Source organism: Kribbella caucasensis (assembly GCF_004361855.1).
Lineage (GTDB): Bacteria > Actinomycetota > Actinomycetes > Propionibacteriales > Kribbellaceae > Kribbella > Kribbella caucasensis.
Genome location: NZ_SNWQ01000013.1, coordinates 60,643 through 77,762, shown reverse-complemented (window position 1 = coordinate 77,762; position 17,120 = coordinate 60,643). Strand labels below are relative to the sequence as shown.

Here is a 17,120-nt window from a genome sequence, read left to right as displayed (position 1 = left end):
TTCATCTCCTCGGCCACTCAGCACGACGTACTCACGGGCGGGCGGTCTCCCAGGCGATGGTGTCGGCGGATTCGTCGGCCGCGGCGGCGCGCGTGGTTACGGCCGCGGGGGCCGGCGGGTTGTCGTAGGTCTGCTGCAAACCCGGGCTGCGGTCCTCGATCGTGAAGCTCGCCCGGGTGAAGACCTCAGCGCCCGGCGTCTTCACCTGCGGCACGCACCGGAAGTCGGCCGCCAGCGATTCGCGGGTGATCGTGGTGTTGACGTAACCGCGCAGGTTGTTCTGGAAGCGCAGGTGCGGGTTCCACCGCAGCCACGGGTGCGATCCGGACGCCGAGTCGGCCCCGGACCCACCACTCGTGATCGACGAGCAGACGAGCTCCGAGCCGACCGTCCGCGAGGTCGGGTCGTCGTAGTCCAGCTTCAGATCCGACGCCCAGTGCGCGTGCACGTCACCGGTCAGCACGACCGGGTTCCGGACCCGGGCGTCCACCCAGCCACGGGTGATCCGGTCGCGGGAGGCGACGTACCCGTCCCACGCGTCCATCGACGTCAGCTTGACCGGTCCTTCGGTGTTGTCCCGCTGGGCGAAGAACACCTGCTGCCCGAGGATGTCCCAGCGCGCCTCCGACCGGCGGAAGCCGTCGACCAGCCACTTCTCCTGCCGGGTCCCGGTGATCGAGCGGTTCGGGTCCGACGCGGCCGGGCAGTCCTTGTAGCCGTCGCCGCAGCCCTGGTCGTCGCGGTACTGCCGGGTGTCGAGCATGTGGAAGGTGGCCAGCTCGCCCCACTTCACCCGCCGGTAGAGCTGCATGTCGATCCCACGCGGCTTCGACGACGCGCGCAGCGGCATGTTCTCGTAGTACGCCTGGAACGCCGCCGCCCGCCGCGCGAGGAAGTCCGGTTGCGGGATCTCCGGCTTCTCGTAGATCTCGTCGGCCCAGTTGTTGTCCAGCTCGTGGTCGTCCCAGACGACGAGCCACGGCGCGACCGCGTGCGCGGCCTGCAGGTCCAGGTCGGTCTTGTACTGCGCGTGCCGCTGCCGGTACGACGCCATCGTGGTGGTCTCGGGCCCGTCATGGTCGCGGACGTTCCCACCAGGCGCGACGTATGCGCCCTTCGTGTACTCGTACTGGTAGTCGCCGAGGTGCAGCACCAGGTCCGGGTGGTCCTCGGCCAGCCGCCGGTACGCCGTGAACCAGCCGTGCTCGTACTGCGAACACGAGACGAACGACATCGCCAGTTCGCATGGTGTGGTCCCCCGGGCCGGAGCGGTCAGGGCTCGTCCGGCGGTCGACACGTGACCCTCGGCGCGGAAGCGATACCAGTACTCGCGGGCAGGCTGGAGCCCTTCGATCGTGACGTGGACAGCATGCGCGTGTTCGGGCCGGGCGACCGCGACACCGGATCGCACGACCTGGTGGAACCGCGGATCACTCGCCACCTGCCACTGCACGGCGTACGAGCGGCTCGGCATGCCGCCGAGGCCGTCCTCGGCGATCGGGTTCAGTGCCAGCCGGGTCCACAGCACGAACCCGTCCGGCCACGGGTCGCCGGATGCGATCCCGAGGGTGAACGGGTTCTGCGCCAGTGGAGTCGCGGCGGCCGTGGCCGGCGTACTGAGCGCGGCGAGGGCGGGCGTGAGGGCCGCGGTGGAAGCCAGACCGGCTTTCAGGACGGATCTACGGGAGGTCTCCATGCGCCGACCGTTCCCGCCGTTGGAGGCCAACGATTGACTTCCAGATGACAGGTTGATGACACTCGCTCACCAAAGTCTCAGCTGAGGGTCAGCTCGTACTCAGCCGCGGGCGAGGATCTCGATCAGGAATTCCTTGACCGTCGCGATACTCGACTTGCTGCCCGCACCGGAAATCTCGACGCCAGTCAGCAGCCCACCCTGCAACGCGACCGCCTGCCAGGTAGGCACCCCATTGACCGAGGCGCCCATCGCGAACGCACCCGCTCCGAGCCCTTCGAGTTCCTTGCGCCCGCGCGCCTTCCGCGCCTCCGACACGGTGACGATCTTCTTCTCGTACGCCGCGTAGTACCGTCCGTCGGCCCGGGTGATCGTCACGATCCCGCCGGCCGACTTGGTCGTCTTCCAGGTGCAGCTCGAGTACGGCCCTTGCCGGCTCGCGACCACCTTGCCGACCTGAAGCCCGAGCAGCTTGGTGATCTCGGCCGTCGTGAACAACTTGCACAACGCCGCACCGGTGACCGGCACCTTCGGCTCGGATTCCACCAGCGTCTCCTGAACGACCGGCCGCGGAGTCCTCGACCCCGGCGTCGTCGTCGGACCCGCCACCGTCGGCCCGTACTGCGGTTGCTCGGTCGCACACCCGGCCAGTACGACCGCAAGCAGCACCGAAATGGCCCATCGGCCCTTGTTCATCATTTCCCCCCGGAAACGGACAGCCCCCTTGACGCACCCACCCTGCCAGCCCTGTGTTACGCCCAATCGCCACTCACATGAACAGCACGGGCGCTGACCAACCGCGGGTGTTGGCTGCTAGTCGTCCAGGCTGCGGTCCAATCTGACCTCGAGTTTCTCCAGCGCCCGCTCAACAGCCGCGCGGACGGCCTGGTCGGGATCGTCACGCAACCCCTCGATCGCCTCGGCATGCTCGAACTCCCCCGCCACCCCCACAGCCCGTACCGCGGACGCGCGGACCCGGGGCAGTTCGTGGTCGAGCATCGGGATCAACGCATCGACCAACTGGCCGAGCTCACGTTGTGCGGTGATCCGGGCAACGTGCTCGCGAACTCGCCAGGCCGGGTCGTCAGCCGCGACCCGCAGTACGTCGAGCACGTCGTCACGCCACACGTACAGGAACGCCCGGGCCGCCCAGACCCGGACCCAGTAGAAGTTGACCGGATCGAGCTTCGCCCAACCACCCACCAGCGGGCCCGCGACCCACTTGAGCTTCTCGACCAGAGGTGGCGCGAACGCGTCCTCCGGCGACACGGCACCACTGAGCAATTCGACGCACCAGTCGATCACCGCGTCCTCGCCGTACTCGGCGCACGCGGCCCGGATCAGCTCGCGCGGATGTTCCCGTCCGTCCTCGGCCATGACAGCAGTAAACCGCGCCACTCCGACAAACTTCCTTCCCCACCCCACCACCCCGGTCTGGCAATTTTTGATCACCGGCAGCAACCAAGCTGCCGGGTCATCTGCCTGTCCGTAACCGATCCCCCGCCGGTGTCATGGAGTTACCGGCCAGCCACTGGCCGGTCACCGCCCACCAACTGGGGAGGAAACAAAAGTGAGATTCATCAACCGACGAACCGTCGCCGCGGGAGCCACTGCGCTGCTCGCACTGGCGACCGCGGGAGCCGCGTGGGGACCGGCTGCCAGTGCTGCAACCGTCACCCAACCGACTACAGCGGACGCCGCATCGGTGGCCCCGCCAGCCACCGCCGCGGCAGCCGCTTCGAAGCAGGCGGACGACGACGAGGTGGTGGTTGTCACCCGCAACGGGCTCGGCGTCATCACGGCGATCACCCGCTACGAACCGGCGGGCTCCGCTGAACGCCTTCGGGCCCAACTGCGTGCCCGCGGGATCACCGGTGTGCTGAACGCCGGCGAGAAGGTGGAGACCAAGCAGAACGCGGTCCTCGCCTGCCCGACCTACGGCACCGCGGCGGCCTGGTGCAACCACGCCTGGGCGTACAACGGCTTCAACGACCCGCAGGTCTACTTCCTCGACCACACGCCGGCCGGCTACCCGGTCACCAACGCGGTCGCGGACTGGTACCAGTCGCCCGGGATCGACGCCTACTACCGCTGGCACACCCAGGGCTGCCCCGGCGGCGGCCGGCACTGCGTGCACGTGTACGCCGTCAACAGCAGTCTCAGCTGGTACGGCCAGACCAGCTGGGCGGCCAACGCGCCGAATGGTCCCGCCAAGGTCGAACTCAACACCCGCCTGCTCAGCAACACGACCCAGCGCCGCAAGACCACCTGCCACGAACTCGGTCACGCGCTGGGCCTCGACCACAACTCGTCCACCAACAGCTGCCTCAAGAGCGGCACGGTAGGCGCGGGCTGGTCAGTCCGCCCGTCCTCCCAGGACTTCCAGGTCCTCAACCTGCTCTACCCCCGCCCGGGCACGTGATCGTCCCGAGCTGACCTGACAACCCCGTGCTGCCGGCGCCCCGCGCCGGCAGCACGGCCATTTCACAGCACGGCGCGCAGTACGACGACGATCGACGACACCGCGGCGACCAACAGCACGGCCCGCCGAAGCCAAGGCCCACGGATCCGCTTCTGCAGCGGTACCGCGAGCCCGAAGCCAACCGCCAACGCCGGGATCCACGTGGCACCGTACGCAACCTGATGAACAGTCAGCTGACCACCAACCGCCAAGGCAACCAACGACACCAGGGAACCGATCAGGAAGAACGCCGCCAGCGTCGCCCGAAGCCGCGAACCCTGCTCATGCTGAAGAACCACCGCAGCCGGCGGCCCACCGATCGAGGCAGCCGTCCCTGAGACCCCAGCCACCGCACCGGCGATCACGAGATTGCGCGTCGTCGCCCGGACCTCCAACCGCCACGCAGTCAGCCCAACGGCAGCCAGCACCACCACGCCAACCACCGCCCCGATCGCCCGCGCCGACAACCACCCGAGCACCATCACCCCAACCGGTGTCGTCACCACCCGCGCACTCGTAAGCCAGCCGGCCTGCCGCCACGCAACATGCCGCCACTCATGGGCAAGCGTCAGGGCCGGCATCACCATCCCGAGCACCAGCATCCCGCCCGGCACCAGCATCCCGCCCGGCATCAGCGACGGATCGAGCAGCGCGACCACCGGCGCCGCAACCAACGACAACCCAAGCCCCAACGTCCCCTGCACCAACGCGGCCAGCACCACGGAAAGCCCGCCCACCAGCAGGATCTCCGCCTCCACCCGCCACCCAACCTTCCCCTAGTCCCCGAACCGCTGCCAGCCAACGGATCCGCACCCGCCCACACCCGAGCCGCCCACACCCGAGCCGACCACAGCACCACCACCCGCCCCAACCACAGCACGCCCGAACCACCGAACGCCCCGACCACAGCGCCCTCCGACCACCGCCCGACCCACCCCGAGCGCCCCGCCGCCCGAAATCTCAGAGGCTAACCTTCCAGCTGCATGGTTGCCCCCTCGGAATCTGGTGGGCTAACCATGCAGCTCAGAGGCCAACCTCTGAGCTGCGCGCGATCGCGGTGCTGAGCCGGTGCATCGCTCGAGGCCCTCCGGCTGATCGTCGTCCTGGAGTCAGGCTTCGCGGATCCAGGTGGCGCGGTATTCGTAGCCGTCCTGCTCGACCGCCTCCCAGCGGAGCTCGACAGAGGCGCCCGGGCGCAGCGACCGGAACCCATCGGCCTCGACCGCGCTGAAGTGGGTCCAGCAGCCGCCGGGAGTACTGGGGCTCTCGATCACGCCCCAGCCCTCCTCGTCGTACCAGTCCCGGACCCGGCCGACCACCGGCCCATCCGGTTTTGTCATCCGGCCAACCCGCGACCTGTCATGCGGATGGCTCGCGAGTCGCGATCTGTCAGTTCGCGATCAGGGAGCGGAGGACGTACTGGAGGATGCCGCCGTTGCGGTAGTAGTCGGCCTCGCCCGGGGTGTCGATCCGGACGACGGCGTCGAACTCCTTCTCCGACCCGTCCGGCGCGGTCACCTTGACATGCACCGTGCGCGGGATCTCGCCGTCGTTCAGTGCGGTGACACCGGTGATGTCGAACGTCTCCTCGCCGCTCAGCCCGAGGGACTCCGCGTTCTCGCCCTCCGGGAACTGCAGCGGCAGCACGCCCATACCGATCAGGTTCGACCGGTGGATCCGCTCGAACGACTCGGTGATGACCGCCTTAGCCCCGAGCAGCGCCGTACCCTTCGCCGCCCAGTCACGCGACGAACCAGAGCCGTACTCCTTGCCGGCCAGGATCACCAGCGGCGTACCGCCCTCGGCGTAGGCCTGGGCTGCGTCGTAGATCGTGGTGACCGGCGCGTCGTCCTTGGTGAAGTCGCGGGTGAAACCGCCCTCGGTGCCGAGCGCGATCTGGTTGCGCAGCCGGATGTTCGCGAACGTGCCGCGGATCATCACCTCGTGGTTGCCGCGCCGCGACCCGTACGAGTTGAAGTCCTTCCGGTCCACGCCGTGCTCGGCCAGGTACTTGCCGGCCGGGCTGTCCGCCTTGATCGAACCAGCCGGGGAGATGTGGTCGGTGGTTACCGAGTCGCCCAGCTTGGCCAGCACCCGGGCCCCGCTGATGTCGGTGACCGGCGACGGCTCGTGCGCCATCCCCTCGAAGTACGGAGGCTTGCGCACGTACGTCGAGTCGGCGTCCCACGCGAACGTCTTGCCCTCCGGCGTCGGCAGCGACTGCCAGCGCTCGTCACCGGCGAACACGTCGGCGTAGTCCTTGGTGAACATCTCCTTGTTGATCGAGCTGGCGATCACCTTCTCCACCTCGTCGGCGCTCGGCCAGATGTCGGACAGGAACACGTCGTTGCCGTCGGTGTCCTTGCCCAGGGCATCGGTCTCGAAGTCGAAGTCCATCGTGCCGGCCAGCGCGTACGCGATCACCAGCGGCGGCGAGGCGAGGTAGTTCATCTTCACGTCCGGGTTGATCCGGCCCTCGAAGTTGCGGTTGCCGGACAGCACCGACACGACCGCCAGGTCGGCCTCCTGGACCCCGGCCGACACCGCCTCGGGCAGCGGGCCCGAGTTGCCGATGCAGGTGGTGCAGCCGTAGCCGACCAGGTGGAAGCCGAGCTTCTCCAGGTACGGCGTGACGCCTGCCTTCTCGTAGTAGTCGGTGACGACCTTCGAGCCCGGCGCCAGCGACGTCTTCACCCACGGCTTCGAGGCCAGTCCCTTGTCGACGGCGTTCTTCGCGAGCAACGCGGCCGCGAGCATCACCGACGGGTTCGAGGTGTTGGTGCACGAGGTGATGCTGGCGATCACCACGTGACCGTGGTCCAGCTCGGTCTCCGCGCCGTCCAGGGTGATCTTGGTCTTCTTCGACGGGCGGCCCTTGCCGCCGTGCGGCACGTGCGGCTCGTCATGACCGTGACCGTGACCGTTCGGCCCGGCCGGGTCGCTGGCCGGGAAGCTGCCGACCACCGCGGGGTCGACATCCGGGTCGTCACCGTCGGCATAGTCGTCCAGCGCTCCGCGGAAGGCTTCCTTTGCCTCGCTCAGAGCGACCCGGTCCTGCGGCCGCTTCGGGCCGGCGATCGACGGTACGACCGTGGACAGATCAAGCTCCAGGTACTCCGAGAAGCGAGGCTCGACCTCGGCGTTGTGCCATAGGCCCTGCTCCTTGGCGTAGGCCTCGACCAGGGCGACCTCGTCATCGCTCCGACCGGTGAGCCGGAGGTATTCCAGCGTCACGTCATCGATCGGGAAGATCGCGCAGGTGGAACCGAACTCCGGGCTCATGTTGCCGATCGTCGCGCGGTTCGCCAGCGGAACCGCGGCCACACCATCGCCGTAGAACTCCACGAACTTGCCGACCACACCGTGATGCCGCAGCATCTGGGTGATCGTCAGCACGACATCGGTGGCGGTTGCGCCGGCCGGCACCGAACCGGTGAGCTTGAAGCCGACGACCTTCGGGATCAGCATCGAGACGGGCTGGCCGAGCATCGCCGCCTCGGCCTCGATCCCGCCGACGCCCCAGCCGAGAACGCCGAGGCCGTTGACCATCGTGGTGTGCGAGTCGGTGCCGACACAGGTGTCCGGGTACGCCTGACCGTTGCGGACCATCACCGTGCGGGCCAGGTGCTCGATGTTCACCTGGTGCACGATGCCGGTGCCCGGCGGGACAACCTTGAACTCGTCGAACGCCGTCTGTCCCCAGCGGAGGAACTGGTACCGCTCGCGGTTCCGCTCGTACTCCAGCTCGACGTTGCGCTCGAACGCGTCCTGCCGGCCGAAGACGTCGATGATCACCGAGTGGTCGATGACCAGCTCGGCCGGCGCCAGCGGGTTGATCTTGGTCGGGTCGCCACCGAGCTCGGCGACCGCCTCGCGCATGGTGGCCAGGTCGACCACACACGGCACACCGGTGAAGTCCTGCATGATCACCCGCGCCGGGGTGAACTGGATCTCGGTGTCGGGCGCCGCGTTCGCATCCCAGTTGCCGAGCTTGCTGATGTGCTCGGCGGTGATGTTCGCACCGTCCTCGGTGCGCAGCAGGTTCTCCAGCAGCACCTTGAGCGAGTAGGGCAGCGTCTCCGCGCCCTCGATCCCCGCCAACCTGAAGATCTCGTACGACTGTCCGTTGACTTCGAGTGCACCCTTGGCACCGAAGCTGTCGACGCTGGCCATCAACCCGCTCCTCTATCCAGTCCGGTCCGCTGCTAGAGCCCATCCTGCCGAGCACCCGGCCCGGCCGGGAGATCAGGCTGCCCTAACCTCCCACTCCAGAATCTCTCGACATCAAGATACACGACATCGAGCCACTTCTTCCACCAGAGCCGGCGCCTAAGTCGGAATAGCGGTGGAGTTATTCCGACTTAGGGCAGCTAAGTCGGAATAGCTGCCTCTCGACCGGTCTCAGGAGACCTGGGGGAGGACTTCTGACGCGATCAGGTCCAGGTGGTCCAGGTCGGCGAGGTCCATGATCTGGACGTACTGGCGTTGGGAGCCGACCTCGGCGAACTGGCCTAGGCGGTCGACCACCTCGGACGGCGTACCGGCGACGGAGTTCTGCTTGAGGTCCTCGACGTCGCGGCCGATCGCGGCGGCGCGTTGTTTCACCTGGGCGTCATCCTTGCCGACGACAACCGTGTGGGCGGTCGACAGGGCGAGGGTCTGTGGGTCGCGACCGCCGGCCCGGCAGGCCGCGCGGACCCGCTCGAACATCGCTGTGGTCTCCTCGACCGAGCGGAAACCCGCGTTGAACTCGGCCGCGTACTTCGCCGCGAGGGCGGGCGTCCGCTTCTTGCCCGCGCCGCCGACGATGATCGGTGGGTGCGGCTGCTGCACCGGCTTCGGCAGGGCCGGTGAGTCCTTCAGCTGGTAGTGCTTGCCGTCGAAGCTGTACTTCTCCCCCACCGGTGTGTCCCACAGCCCGGTGATCAGCTCGAGCTGCTCGGTCAGCAGGTCGAACCGCCCAACCGTGTCGGGGAAGTCCAGCCCGTACGCCGCGTGCTCGCCCTCGAACCAGCCGGCGCCCAGGCCTAACTCGACGCGGCCACCGCTCATCTGGTCGACCTGGGCGACGCTGATCGCCAGCACACCGGGGCTACGGAACGTCGCCGAGCTGACCAGCGTGCCGAGCTTGATCCGCTCGGTCTCCCGGGCCAGCCCGGCCAGCGTGACCCAGGAGTCGGTCGGGCCGGGCAGGCCGTCACCGTCACCCATCACGAGGTAGTGGTCGGAACGGAAGAACGCGTCGAAGCCACACTCCTCCGTCTTGCGCGCGACGGCGAGCAGGTCGTCATAGGACGCACCCTGCTGGGGTTCGGTGAAGATCCTGAGCAACATGCGGACAACGCTATCTCGCGTTTGCGGCCGTCGAGGCCAGAGTTCATCGAGAGTGCACTGAGAATGCGCAGCGAGGTCAGCGGGGGTCCGGACGGGGTCAGCGTGAGGCCGTGTAGAGCTTCTCCAGGTACGACGGTTGCCAGTTCGGCCCGCGTCGGTAGAGCCGCCTGACCAGTCCCTCGACGTCGAACCGCGACGGGATCGGGTTGTCCCACCAGTCCGGCACCTGGTCGTACCACCGGTCGATCCGCAGTGTCCGCCCGGCCGCATCGATCCGGGCGAACAGCCAGCCGCCCAGCTCACCCTGCGACTCGGTCATCCACAGATCGCCGAGCAACTCGCTCAGCCAGTCATCGCCGTACTGCGGGTCGTCGACCTGCGGCGGTTCGAGATCGAACCGGTACGACGGCGCGGCGGGGTCGAGAACCTGTACCTGGATGGTGAACCCGGACGGCACGATCTTCGTCCGCGCCCGGCACCATTCGTGCAACGCCGTCATCGCGGGCGATTCCTGCGGTCGCGGCCGGGGGCGCTCGTACTCCGCCCGCATGGCCTCCTCGATCGACCCAGGCTCCGGCTCGATCCGCGGCCCGTCCGACCCGACCAGCCCGAGCCCGGGAATGGCCATCCCCGCCGCAACGACGGACGCCAGCCCGTTGCCCGTCGCTTTGCCCGATCCGTTGGGGTAATCGCCGTGCGGATCACCCGATGCGGTGTCCCGCCGACCATCCGACAGGGCGTCGTGCGGGTCCTTCGCGGGCCCTTGATCGCCCAGGCCGACCTGCTCCGGCTCGGCATGCTGCTCGCGCCCGTGGTCCGACGACAGCCCATTCACCTGGCCGGCGAACCGCTCCTCCGGCAGCTCGTCGAACCGCTCCTCGTCAGCAAACGAGTCAGGACCTTGCCCGGCAAACCGGTCCCCCTGCTGCTCCGCGAAACCGTCGCGCCCGAGGTCGCCGAACGAGTCCGCACCTTGGTCGACGAACCGGTCCCGCGGGTGCTCTGCGGAACCGCCGCGGTCAAGGTCGCCGAGTGAGCCGTCACCTTGGTTGGTGTACCGGTCCCCCTGCGGCTCCGCGAGCCCGTCGCTCTCCCGATCGGCGTACGGGTCGGGACGTTGGTTGGCGGCGTGGTCGGACTGCGACGAGTGGTGGACGGCGTGCTGGTGCTGCTGCTGATCGGCCGGCTGGGGTGACTTGGCGGTCGGCTCCGGCGTGTGTTCAGGGTCTGCGGTCGCCTGGGATGGCTCGTCCTGGTGTTGCGGGGCGGGTCGAGCGGACGGTTGAGCATGTTCGTGGGTCTCGTTCGAGGGCCAGGATGTGTCGCCTAGCTGGTCGGCGGTCCAGTCCGCGCCGCCGATGATCTCGTCGTGGAACTGGTCGTCGTCGGCGAACCCGTTCAGGCCCGGCTCGAAGTCCGCATCGTCCTCGACCGGCGCGAACGGGGAGCGGGTGGTCGGGTAGTACTCCTCCTCGTACTCATCGTCCACCTCGAACGCGGAAGCACTCTCAGCCCCCGCGGAGACGTCAGACGAGGAAACGTCCGAGCCGGATACCCCTCCGGCGGACGGGGCCCCGAGCGGGACAGCACCGGCAGAGCCAGGTCCGTCAGTGGCTGCGGAGGCGGGTCCGGCCAATCCGGCGGCAGCTCCCGCGGCTCCGGCGGCAGCTCCCGCGGCTCCGGCGGATCCGGCGACGGCCGGTCCGCCAGCGTGTCCGTCTGCGGCGGGTCCGGCGGTGTGTCCGGAAGCGGAGGGGGCGACGGACGGGGGCTCCACGGATGTGGGCTGTGCGGATGCGGTGGGCTCGGTCTCGTCGTCGACGATCGCGGCGATCTCGGCGGTCGGCGCGTCGTCCTCGCTGGAGAGGCCCGGCTCGGCGGTGATAGAGGACGCCGGGCCGGCGAGTTCCTGGGCATCCGCCACGGTCGACGTTGCCTCGGTGCCGACAGGTGTTGACTCGTAACCGATCGAGGCGGGATCGACCCAACCCGGTGTCGACTCGTAGCCGGCCGGAGCCGCGTCGGTGCGGGCCCGCGTGGAGTCGTGCTGGGCCGATGCGGGATCGGCCTGGGCAGGTGTCGGCTCGTAAGTGACCGAGGTGGGATCGGTGTGGGCCTGCATCCGCTCGGAGCGGGCCCGGGTGGGATCGGCCTGGAAAGACGTCGGCTCGTAGCTGGCCGAGGCGGGATCGGCCTGAGCCTGCGTCCGCTCGTAGTCGGCCGAGGCCGCATCGGCTCGGGCAGATGGCGACTCGTAACCGGTCGAGGCGGGGTTGGCGTGGGGCGGCGTCGGCTCGTGGTTGGTCGGGGGTGGGTTGGTGCGGGCAGCAGGGGGTGCGGAGGGGTGGGTTGTGCCGGGGGTTGGTTGGGCGGGCGGGGTGATCGGTGAGGGCTGGGGTGGGTCGGTGGGGGATGCGGGGGTGGCGGTGCCGGTCTGGTAGGCGGTGGCGTCTGGTACCCACTGGCCGTTGATCCAGACGCCGCCGCTCCACTGACCGGGGGCGAGACCGGACTGCGGCTCCGGAAGGTGCCCGGGTGCGTGGGCCTGGTGGGCGGGGCCGTCCTGCCAGGGCGGCTGGGCCGAGTTGTCCTGCCAGGCCTGCTGGGTAGGGCTGTCCTCCTGCGGGTGTTGCTGGGCGGGAGTGTCCTGCCAGGGCTGCTGCTCGGTAGGGCTGTCCTCGCGCGGGTGTTGCTGGGGAGGGGGCTGCGCGGGTGCGCTCTCGTCCGCCAGGTCGGTGGGGGCGTCTACCGGGGGGATGATGCCGGTGTCTTCGGTCGGGTCTACGTCTGGGATTGGCGGGATTACGCCGGTGTCGTCGGAGGCGGAGACCGGGGTGGGTTGGTCGGGGAAGGGGTTGTACTCGCTGGTGGCGTCGTCGGTCCAGGCCGGGGTGGGCTGTTGCTGTGGTTGCTGGGTACTGACCTGGTCGGTTTCTACGTCGGGGACGTACGTCGCGGCGGCGGGTGCGTCGACGAACAGGGAAGCGTAGTAGTCCTCGCCGTCATCCACGGGAGTGCCGACACGGGGTGGTTCTGACGACGGTAGAGGTGTGTTGTACGAGCCGGCGTACATGCCGGGGCCGATGTAGGGATCGGTTCCCGCGGCAACTCCGCCGGCGGCTGGGATGAAGCCGGCGTCAGGTGGGGTGGTGCCAGGGGCGGCGTATGGGGTGGGAGCTTCGGGCGACGGGGTGGGGTCGGGGGCGACCAAGCCCAGGCCGACGAGAGAGGCGTCGTCCTCGTCGCGCTTCTTCTTGCGGCCGAAGCGGCGTTTCTTGCCGACGACGCCGTATCCGTCCTCGCGGGCCGGGTCGGGTTCGGGTTCCGGCTCGGGCTGGTACGGCGGTTGCGGGCTGAACGGGTCGTCCGGTCGCAGCGGGGGCTCCGGCTGCAATGGTGGTTCGGGCGTGAACGGTGGCTCCGGGGTGAATGGCGGCTCAGTCGCCGAGAGCCCCGGTCCCCCGACGTACGGGTCGCTGGGGATCGGGGCGCTGGGGCCGTCGTCGATCGGCTGGCCGGTGAAGGGGCTGAACCCGGCTGGGACGATGAAGAGCTCTTCCTCCTCGTCCTCATCCTCAGCAACGTCCGAAACACCTGAAGCCTCAGCAACGGCCGGGACCTCAGCGACGGCCGGGAACACTGGGACGTCGGGGACCTCAGGAGCGCGGGCGGCCGGAGCGGGTTGGGCGTCGACCACCGCGGCCGCCGCGACCAACGAACCACCGTTGAACTGCTCCGCCGCGATCAACCCAGCCCGGACGTCCGGCTGCAGCGGCGACCTCGGCCCGATCCCCAGCCGCTCGAAGAAGTCCAGCAACCCGTCGAACGTCAGCGACCCGATCAGCCCGCGCGCGCCCACCAGCAACGAGTCGCGCTCGCCGCGGTACCCGGCCCACTCCGCGCACCACTCGACCAACTCATGCGCGGCCTCCTCGTCCGAGGTCAGCCAGGAGCCGATCGGCGCGAACCCGTCGTCGATCGGCTGCCACGGATCACCCTCGTACGACGCGCGCGCCCAGGTCCCGTTGAAGCTGCCGTACACGAATCCGAGCCGCCTGGCCGCGATCCGCTCGCGCACCTCCGGTTGCCCGATCCAGTCCGGCGCACCGGCGAGCAGATCGGCACCTGCGGTCCGGCTGTGCTGGGTGTGGAACCCGAATAGCACCGCCCGGCCGCCCTCCAGCCGGACCATCCGCAGGTCGGATCCGGTCTCGTCCTGGTGGTACCAGCCCAGCTCGTCGGCGTACCAGCGCCGGTCGAACCCAGTGGCATGGGCGACCGCGGCCAGCGCGCTCCAGCGGGCGCGCAGATCGTCGGGGTCGTCCAGATCCACCAGCGGCATCGGGTATCAGGTCTCCAGCAGCGTCCGAGCAAGAGCAAGAGCACGGGCCATAACAGGCCAGAACGGTACCCGAGCCGCCCGACACTAACCAATGACCGGTTCGAGCACAGCCACGCACTCTATGTGATGTGTCATCCCGAACAGATCGAATGCCCGCAGTGAGCTGACCCCGTACCCGAGGGTCCCGAACGTCTTCAGATCCCGCGCCAGCGCCGCCGGATCACACGCCACATACGCGACCCGACGCGGCGACAACGCGGCGATCCGCCGTACGACGTCCTTTCCCGCACCCGTCCGCGGCGGGTCCAGGACAACCAGGTCGACCGACTCCAGGCCCTGCCCGGCCGCATCGTTCAGGACCCGGTCCACATCACCCTGCTGGAGCGTCACATCCGGCAGGTCGTGCAGGTTGCGCCGTGCGTTCTTCACAGCGTCCCGGTCGCCCTCGACAGCCAGTACTGCGCACCCCGCTTCGGCCAGGAAGGCGGCGAACAGCCCCACGCCGGAGTACAGGTCGAGCGCGGTCTCGCCCGCGGCCGGTTCGAGGCCGGCCATCACGGCGTCCAGCAGGGTCGACGCGGCGGCCGGATGCACCTGCCAGAACCCGCCTGCCTCTACCCGGAACCGCCTGTTCCGGACCACCTCGACCACTCGGCCGCCCGACTCCTCGTCTGTCAGTACTGCGGTCTTGCCCTCCGACGACACCACCGCCTGCACCGACGACGTATTGGGCCATCGCTGGTCGAGCACGGGCGGCGTGTCCGGGTGCGCGATCAGGCAGCGGTCGATCGGGATCAGGTCGTGCGAGCGGTGCGCGTACATACCCGGCCGGCCGTCGACCACGGCGTACCGCATCCGGGTCCGCCAGCCGAGCCCGTCGTCACCGGGCGACTCCATCACCACGGTCCGCTCGATGCCACCGATGCGGCGCAGCGTGTCCGACACCACGGTCGCCTTCAGCCGGCGCTGTTCGACGATGTTCGCGTGCTGGAAGTCGCAACCACCACAGCGCCCCGGCCCGGCGTACGGGCAGGGCGGTTCGATCCGGTGCGGCGACGCCACCAGTACTTCGATCGCGTCGGCCCGCAGGTACTTGGCGTTCTCCTCGGTCACACGAGCACGGACGGTCTCCCCGGGCAACGCGTGCCGGACGAACACCACCTGACCGTCATACCGCGCAACACAGTGCCCCCCGTGCGCCACCGGCCCGACCTCGAGCTCCAGTACCGCTCCGACGATGTTCTCGTCCGTCACCGATCTCCTGACGTCTTGCGGGCGCCCCGGCGGACTTGCCCGGCCACCCGCTCCTCCCGGTCCTTCCGCTCCTCGGCTGCCTGCGACGAGAGCAACTGGTAAGGAACGGACGTAACCATGACACCAGGTGTGAACAAGAGCTGGACCTTGAGCCGCAGAGCGCTCTGGTTGTGCAGGACCTGCTCCCACCAGTGCCCGACCACATACTCCGGGATGTAGACCATCACCACGTCCCGCGGCGACTGCCGCCGGATGTCGCGCACGTACTGCAGGATCGGCCGGGTGATCTCCCGGTACGGCGAGGCCAACCGCTTCAACGGGATCGGGACCTCGTGCCGATCCCACTCGGCCTGCAGTGCGTCCGACTCCTCCCGGTCGACGTCGACCGTAACCGCCTCCAGCGTGTACGGCCGGGCTGCCTTCGCGAACGCGAGCGCCCGCAGCGTCGGTTTGTGCAGTTTCGACACCAGGACGATCGAGTGCACCCGGGACGGCAGCGTCAGCTGATCATCCTCCTCCACGGCCATCTGCCGGCGCACCGTCTCGTAGTGCCGCCGGATGCCCCTCATCATCAGGAAGAGGACGGCCATCGCGATGATCGCGATGTAGGCACCGAGCAGGAACTTGGTCGCCAGCACGACGATCAGCACGACGCCGGTGAAGGACAGCCCGACCGCGTTGATGACGCGCGACCGCTGCATCTTGCGCCGACGGCCCGGATCCTGCTCGGTGCGCAGCAGGCGGGTCCAGTGCCGGACCATGCCAGTCTGGCTGATGGTGAACGAGACGAAGACGCCGACGATGTACAGCTGGATCAGCCGGGTCACCTCGGCATTGAACGCGACGATCAGCAGGATCGCGAACCCGGCCAGGATGACGATGCCGTTGCTGAAAGCGAGCCGGTCACCGCGGGTGTGCAGCTGGCGGGGCAGGTAGCCGTCCCGGGCCAGGATCGAGCCGAGCACCGGGAACCCGTTGAAGGCGGTGTTCGCGGCCAGGACAAGTATGACGCCGGTGGCTGCGGCGACCAGGTAGAAGCCGGGTGAGAAGTGGTCGAAGATCCCCTTCGCCAGCTGGCCGATGATCGGATCCTGGTGATACCCCTCACCGACCGGAACCCCGTCCCGGAGGAGCTGAGTGGCCGGATCCTCGGCGAATCGGACCTTCATCACGTTGGCCAGGGTGACCACGCTGAGCACCATCGTGATCGAGATGCAGCCCAGCAGCATCAGCGTGGTCGCCGCGTTCTTGCTCTTCGGTTTCCGGAACGCCGGTACGCCGTTGCTGATCGCCTCGACGCCGGTCAGTGCCGCGCAGCCGGAGGAGAAGGCACGCAGCACCAGGAACGCCATCGCGAGACCACCCACACCGTGGGTGAACTGTTCCTCGGGGGCGATGTCGAACCCCGCGCTGGACGCCTCCGGCAGGTCGCCGAGCAGGTACCGGCCGAATCCCCAGGCGGCCATCCCGAGGATCGTCACCATGAAGACATACGTGGGGATGGCGAACGCCGTACCGGACTCGCGGACGCCGCGCAGGTTCATCGTGGTGAGGAACAGCACCGCGATGACAGCGGCCGTCGCCTGATGCCCTTCCAGCGCCGGAATCGCCGAGGCGGCGTACTGGGCGGCCGAGGAGATCGAAACGGCGACGGTCAGCGTGTAGTCGACCAGCAGCGCGCTGGCGACCGTCAGGCCGGCTGTCGGACCGAGGTTCACGTTCGCGACCTCGTAGTCGCCGCCACCGGACGGGTACGCGTGCACGTTCTGGCGATAGGACAGCACGACGACCAGCAGGACCACCGCGACGACGATGGCGACCTTCCAGGAGAAGGTCATCGCCGCCAGCCCCGCGATCGACAGGGTCAGGAAAATCTCGTCCGGGGCGTAGGCGACCGATGACAACGCGTCGCTGGCGAACACCGGCAGAGCGATCCGCTTCGGTAGCAGCGTCTCTCCGAGCTGGGTACTGCGCAGTTTGCGGCCGAGTAGCAGCCGTTTGCCGATATCGCCGAGAGCGGGAGTCACACCGGTGAT

The 17,120-nt window shown here is 68.8% G+C and carries 11 protein-coding genes; 1 reads left to right on the top strand and 10 read right to left on the bottom strand.

Annotation, left to right across the window (positions count from 1 at the left end; genetic code table 11):
* Positions 1–31 precede the first annotated feature (31 nt).
* From EV643_RS25395 to EV643_RS25385, 3 genes are all read right to left on the bottom strand, one after another.
* The gene (locus tag EV643_RS25395; RefSeq protein WP_133802651.1) at positions 32–1,696 is read right to left on the bottom strand and encodes an alkaline phosphatase D family protein; all 1,665 of its coding nucleotides are present in this window, start codon (positions 1,694–1,696) and stop codon (positions 32–34) included.
* 99 nt (positions 1,697–1,795) lie between these two features.
* Complete coding sequence (locus EV643_RS25390; RefSeq protein ID WP_166665572.1) at positions 1,796–2,389, bottom strand: DUF3558 family protein; 594 nt, start codon at positions 2,387–2,389, stop codon at positions 1,796–1,798.
* A 117-nt stretch (positions 2,390–2,506) separates the two neighbouring features.
* Complete coding sequence (locus tag EV643_RS25385; RefSeq protein WP_133802649.1) at positions 2,507–3,070, bottom strand: HEAT repeat domain-containing protein; 564 nt, start codon at positions 3,068–3,070, stop codon at positions 2,507–2,509.
* A gap of 193 nt (positions 3,071–3,263) precedes the next feature.
* Between EV643_RS25385 and EV643_RS25380 the strand changes: the two genes are divergently transcribed.
* Complete coding sequence (locus tag EV643_RS25380) at positions 3,264–4,115, top strand: zinc metalloprotease (RefSeq protein WP_133802648.1); 852 nt, start codon at positions 3,264–3,266, stop codon at positions 4,113–4,115.
* 62 nt (positions 4,116–4,177) lie between these two features.
* Here EV643_RS25380 and EV643_RS25375 read toward each other — a convergent pair whose 3' ends face one another.
* The 7 genes from EV643_RS25375 to EV643_RS25345 all read right to left on the bottom strand — a co-directional run bounded on the left by EV643_RS25375 (position 4,178) and on the right by EV643_RS25345 (position 17,111).
* Positions 4,178–4,912, bottom strand: a complete 735-nt coding sequence (locus EV643_RS25375) for a sulfite exporter TauE/SafE family protein (RefSeq protein ID WP_133802647.1) — start codon at positions 4,910–4,912, stop codon at positions 4,178–4,180.
* Positions 4,913–5,263: 351 nt separating this feature from the next.
* Positions 5,264–5,494: a cold-shock protein gene (locus EV643_RS25370; protein ID WP_133802646.1), complete on the bottom strand. Its 231-nt coding sequence runs from the start codon at positions 5,492–5,494 to the stop codon at positions 5,264–5,266.
* A 49-nt stretch (positions 5,495–5,543) separates the two neighbouring features.
* Positions 5,544–8,327, bottom strand: coding sequence for an aconitate hydratase AcnA (gene acnA, locus EV643_RS25365; protein ID WP_133802645.1), 2,784 nt, complete (start codon positions 8,325–8,327; stop codon positions 5,544–5,546).
* Positions 8,328–8,555: 228 nt separating this feature from the next.
* Positions 8,556–9,488, bottom strand: a complete 933-nt coding sequence (locus tag EV643_RS25360) for an LLM class F420-dependent oxidoreductase (RefSeq protein ID WP_133802644.1) — start codon at positions 9,486–9,488, stop codon at positions 8,556–8,558.
* Between the two features lie 97 nt (positions 9,489–9,585).
* A complete protein-coding gene (locus tag EV643_RS46525) occupies positions 9,586–13,830 on the bottom strand; it encodes a hypothetical protein (RefSeq protein ID WP_133802643.1) in 4,245 nt (1,414 codons plus the stop codon).
* A gap of 84 nt (positions 13,831–13,914) precedes the next feature.
* Positions 13,915–15,084: a class I SAM-dependent RNA methyltransferase gene (locus tag EV643_RS25350; RefSeq protein ID WP_133802642.1), complete on the bottom strand. Its 1,170-nt coding sequence runs from the start codon at positions 15,082–15,084 to the stop codon at positions 13,915–13,917.
* Entirely contained in the window at positions 15,081–17,111 is a 2,031-nt protein-coding gene (locus EV643_RS25345) for an APC family permease (protein ID WP_133802641.1), read from the bottom strand. The genes EV643_RS25350 and EV643_RS25345 overlap by 4 nt, the downstream gene beginning before the upstream one ends.
* Positions 17,112–17,120: the final 9 nt, after the last annotated feature.

Bases quoted from the DNA above. Each gene is read 5' to 3' on its own strand.
- EV643_RS25395 (WP_133802651.1), bottom strand. From the start codon at position 1,696: ATGGAGACCTCCCGTAGATCCGTCCTGAAAGCCGGTCTGGCTTCCACC.
- EV643_RS25370 (WP_133802646.1), bottom strand. From the start codon at position 5,494: ATGACAAAACCGGATGGGCCGGTGGTCGGCCGGGTCCGGGACTGGTAC.
- EV643_RS25360 (WP_133802644.1), bottom strand. From the start codon at position 9,488: ATGTTGCTCAGGATCTTCACCGAACCCCAGCAGGGTGCGTCCTATGAC.
- EV643_RS25385 (WP_133802649.1), bottom strand. From the start codon at position 3,070: ATGGCCGAGGACGGACGGGAACATCCGCGCGAGCTGATCCGGGCCGCG.
- EV643_RS25390 (WP_166665572.1), bottom strand. From the start codon at position 2,389: ATGAACAAGGGCCGATGGGCCATTTCGGTGCTGCTTGCGGTCGTACTG.
- EV643_RS46525 (WP_133802643.1), bottom strand. From the start codon at position 13,830: ATGCCGCTGGTGGATCTGGACGACCCCGACGATCTGCGCGCCCGCTGG.
- acnA (WP_133802645.1), bottom strand. From the start codon at position 8,327: ATGGCCAGCGTCGACAGCTTCGGTGCCAAGGGTGCACTCGAAGTCAAC.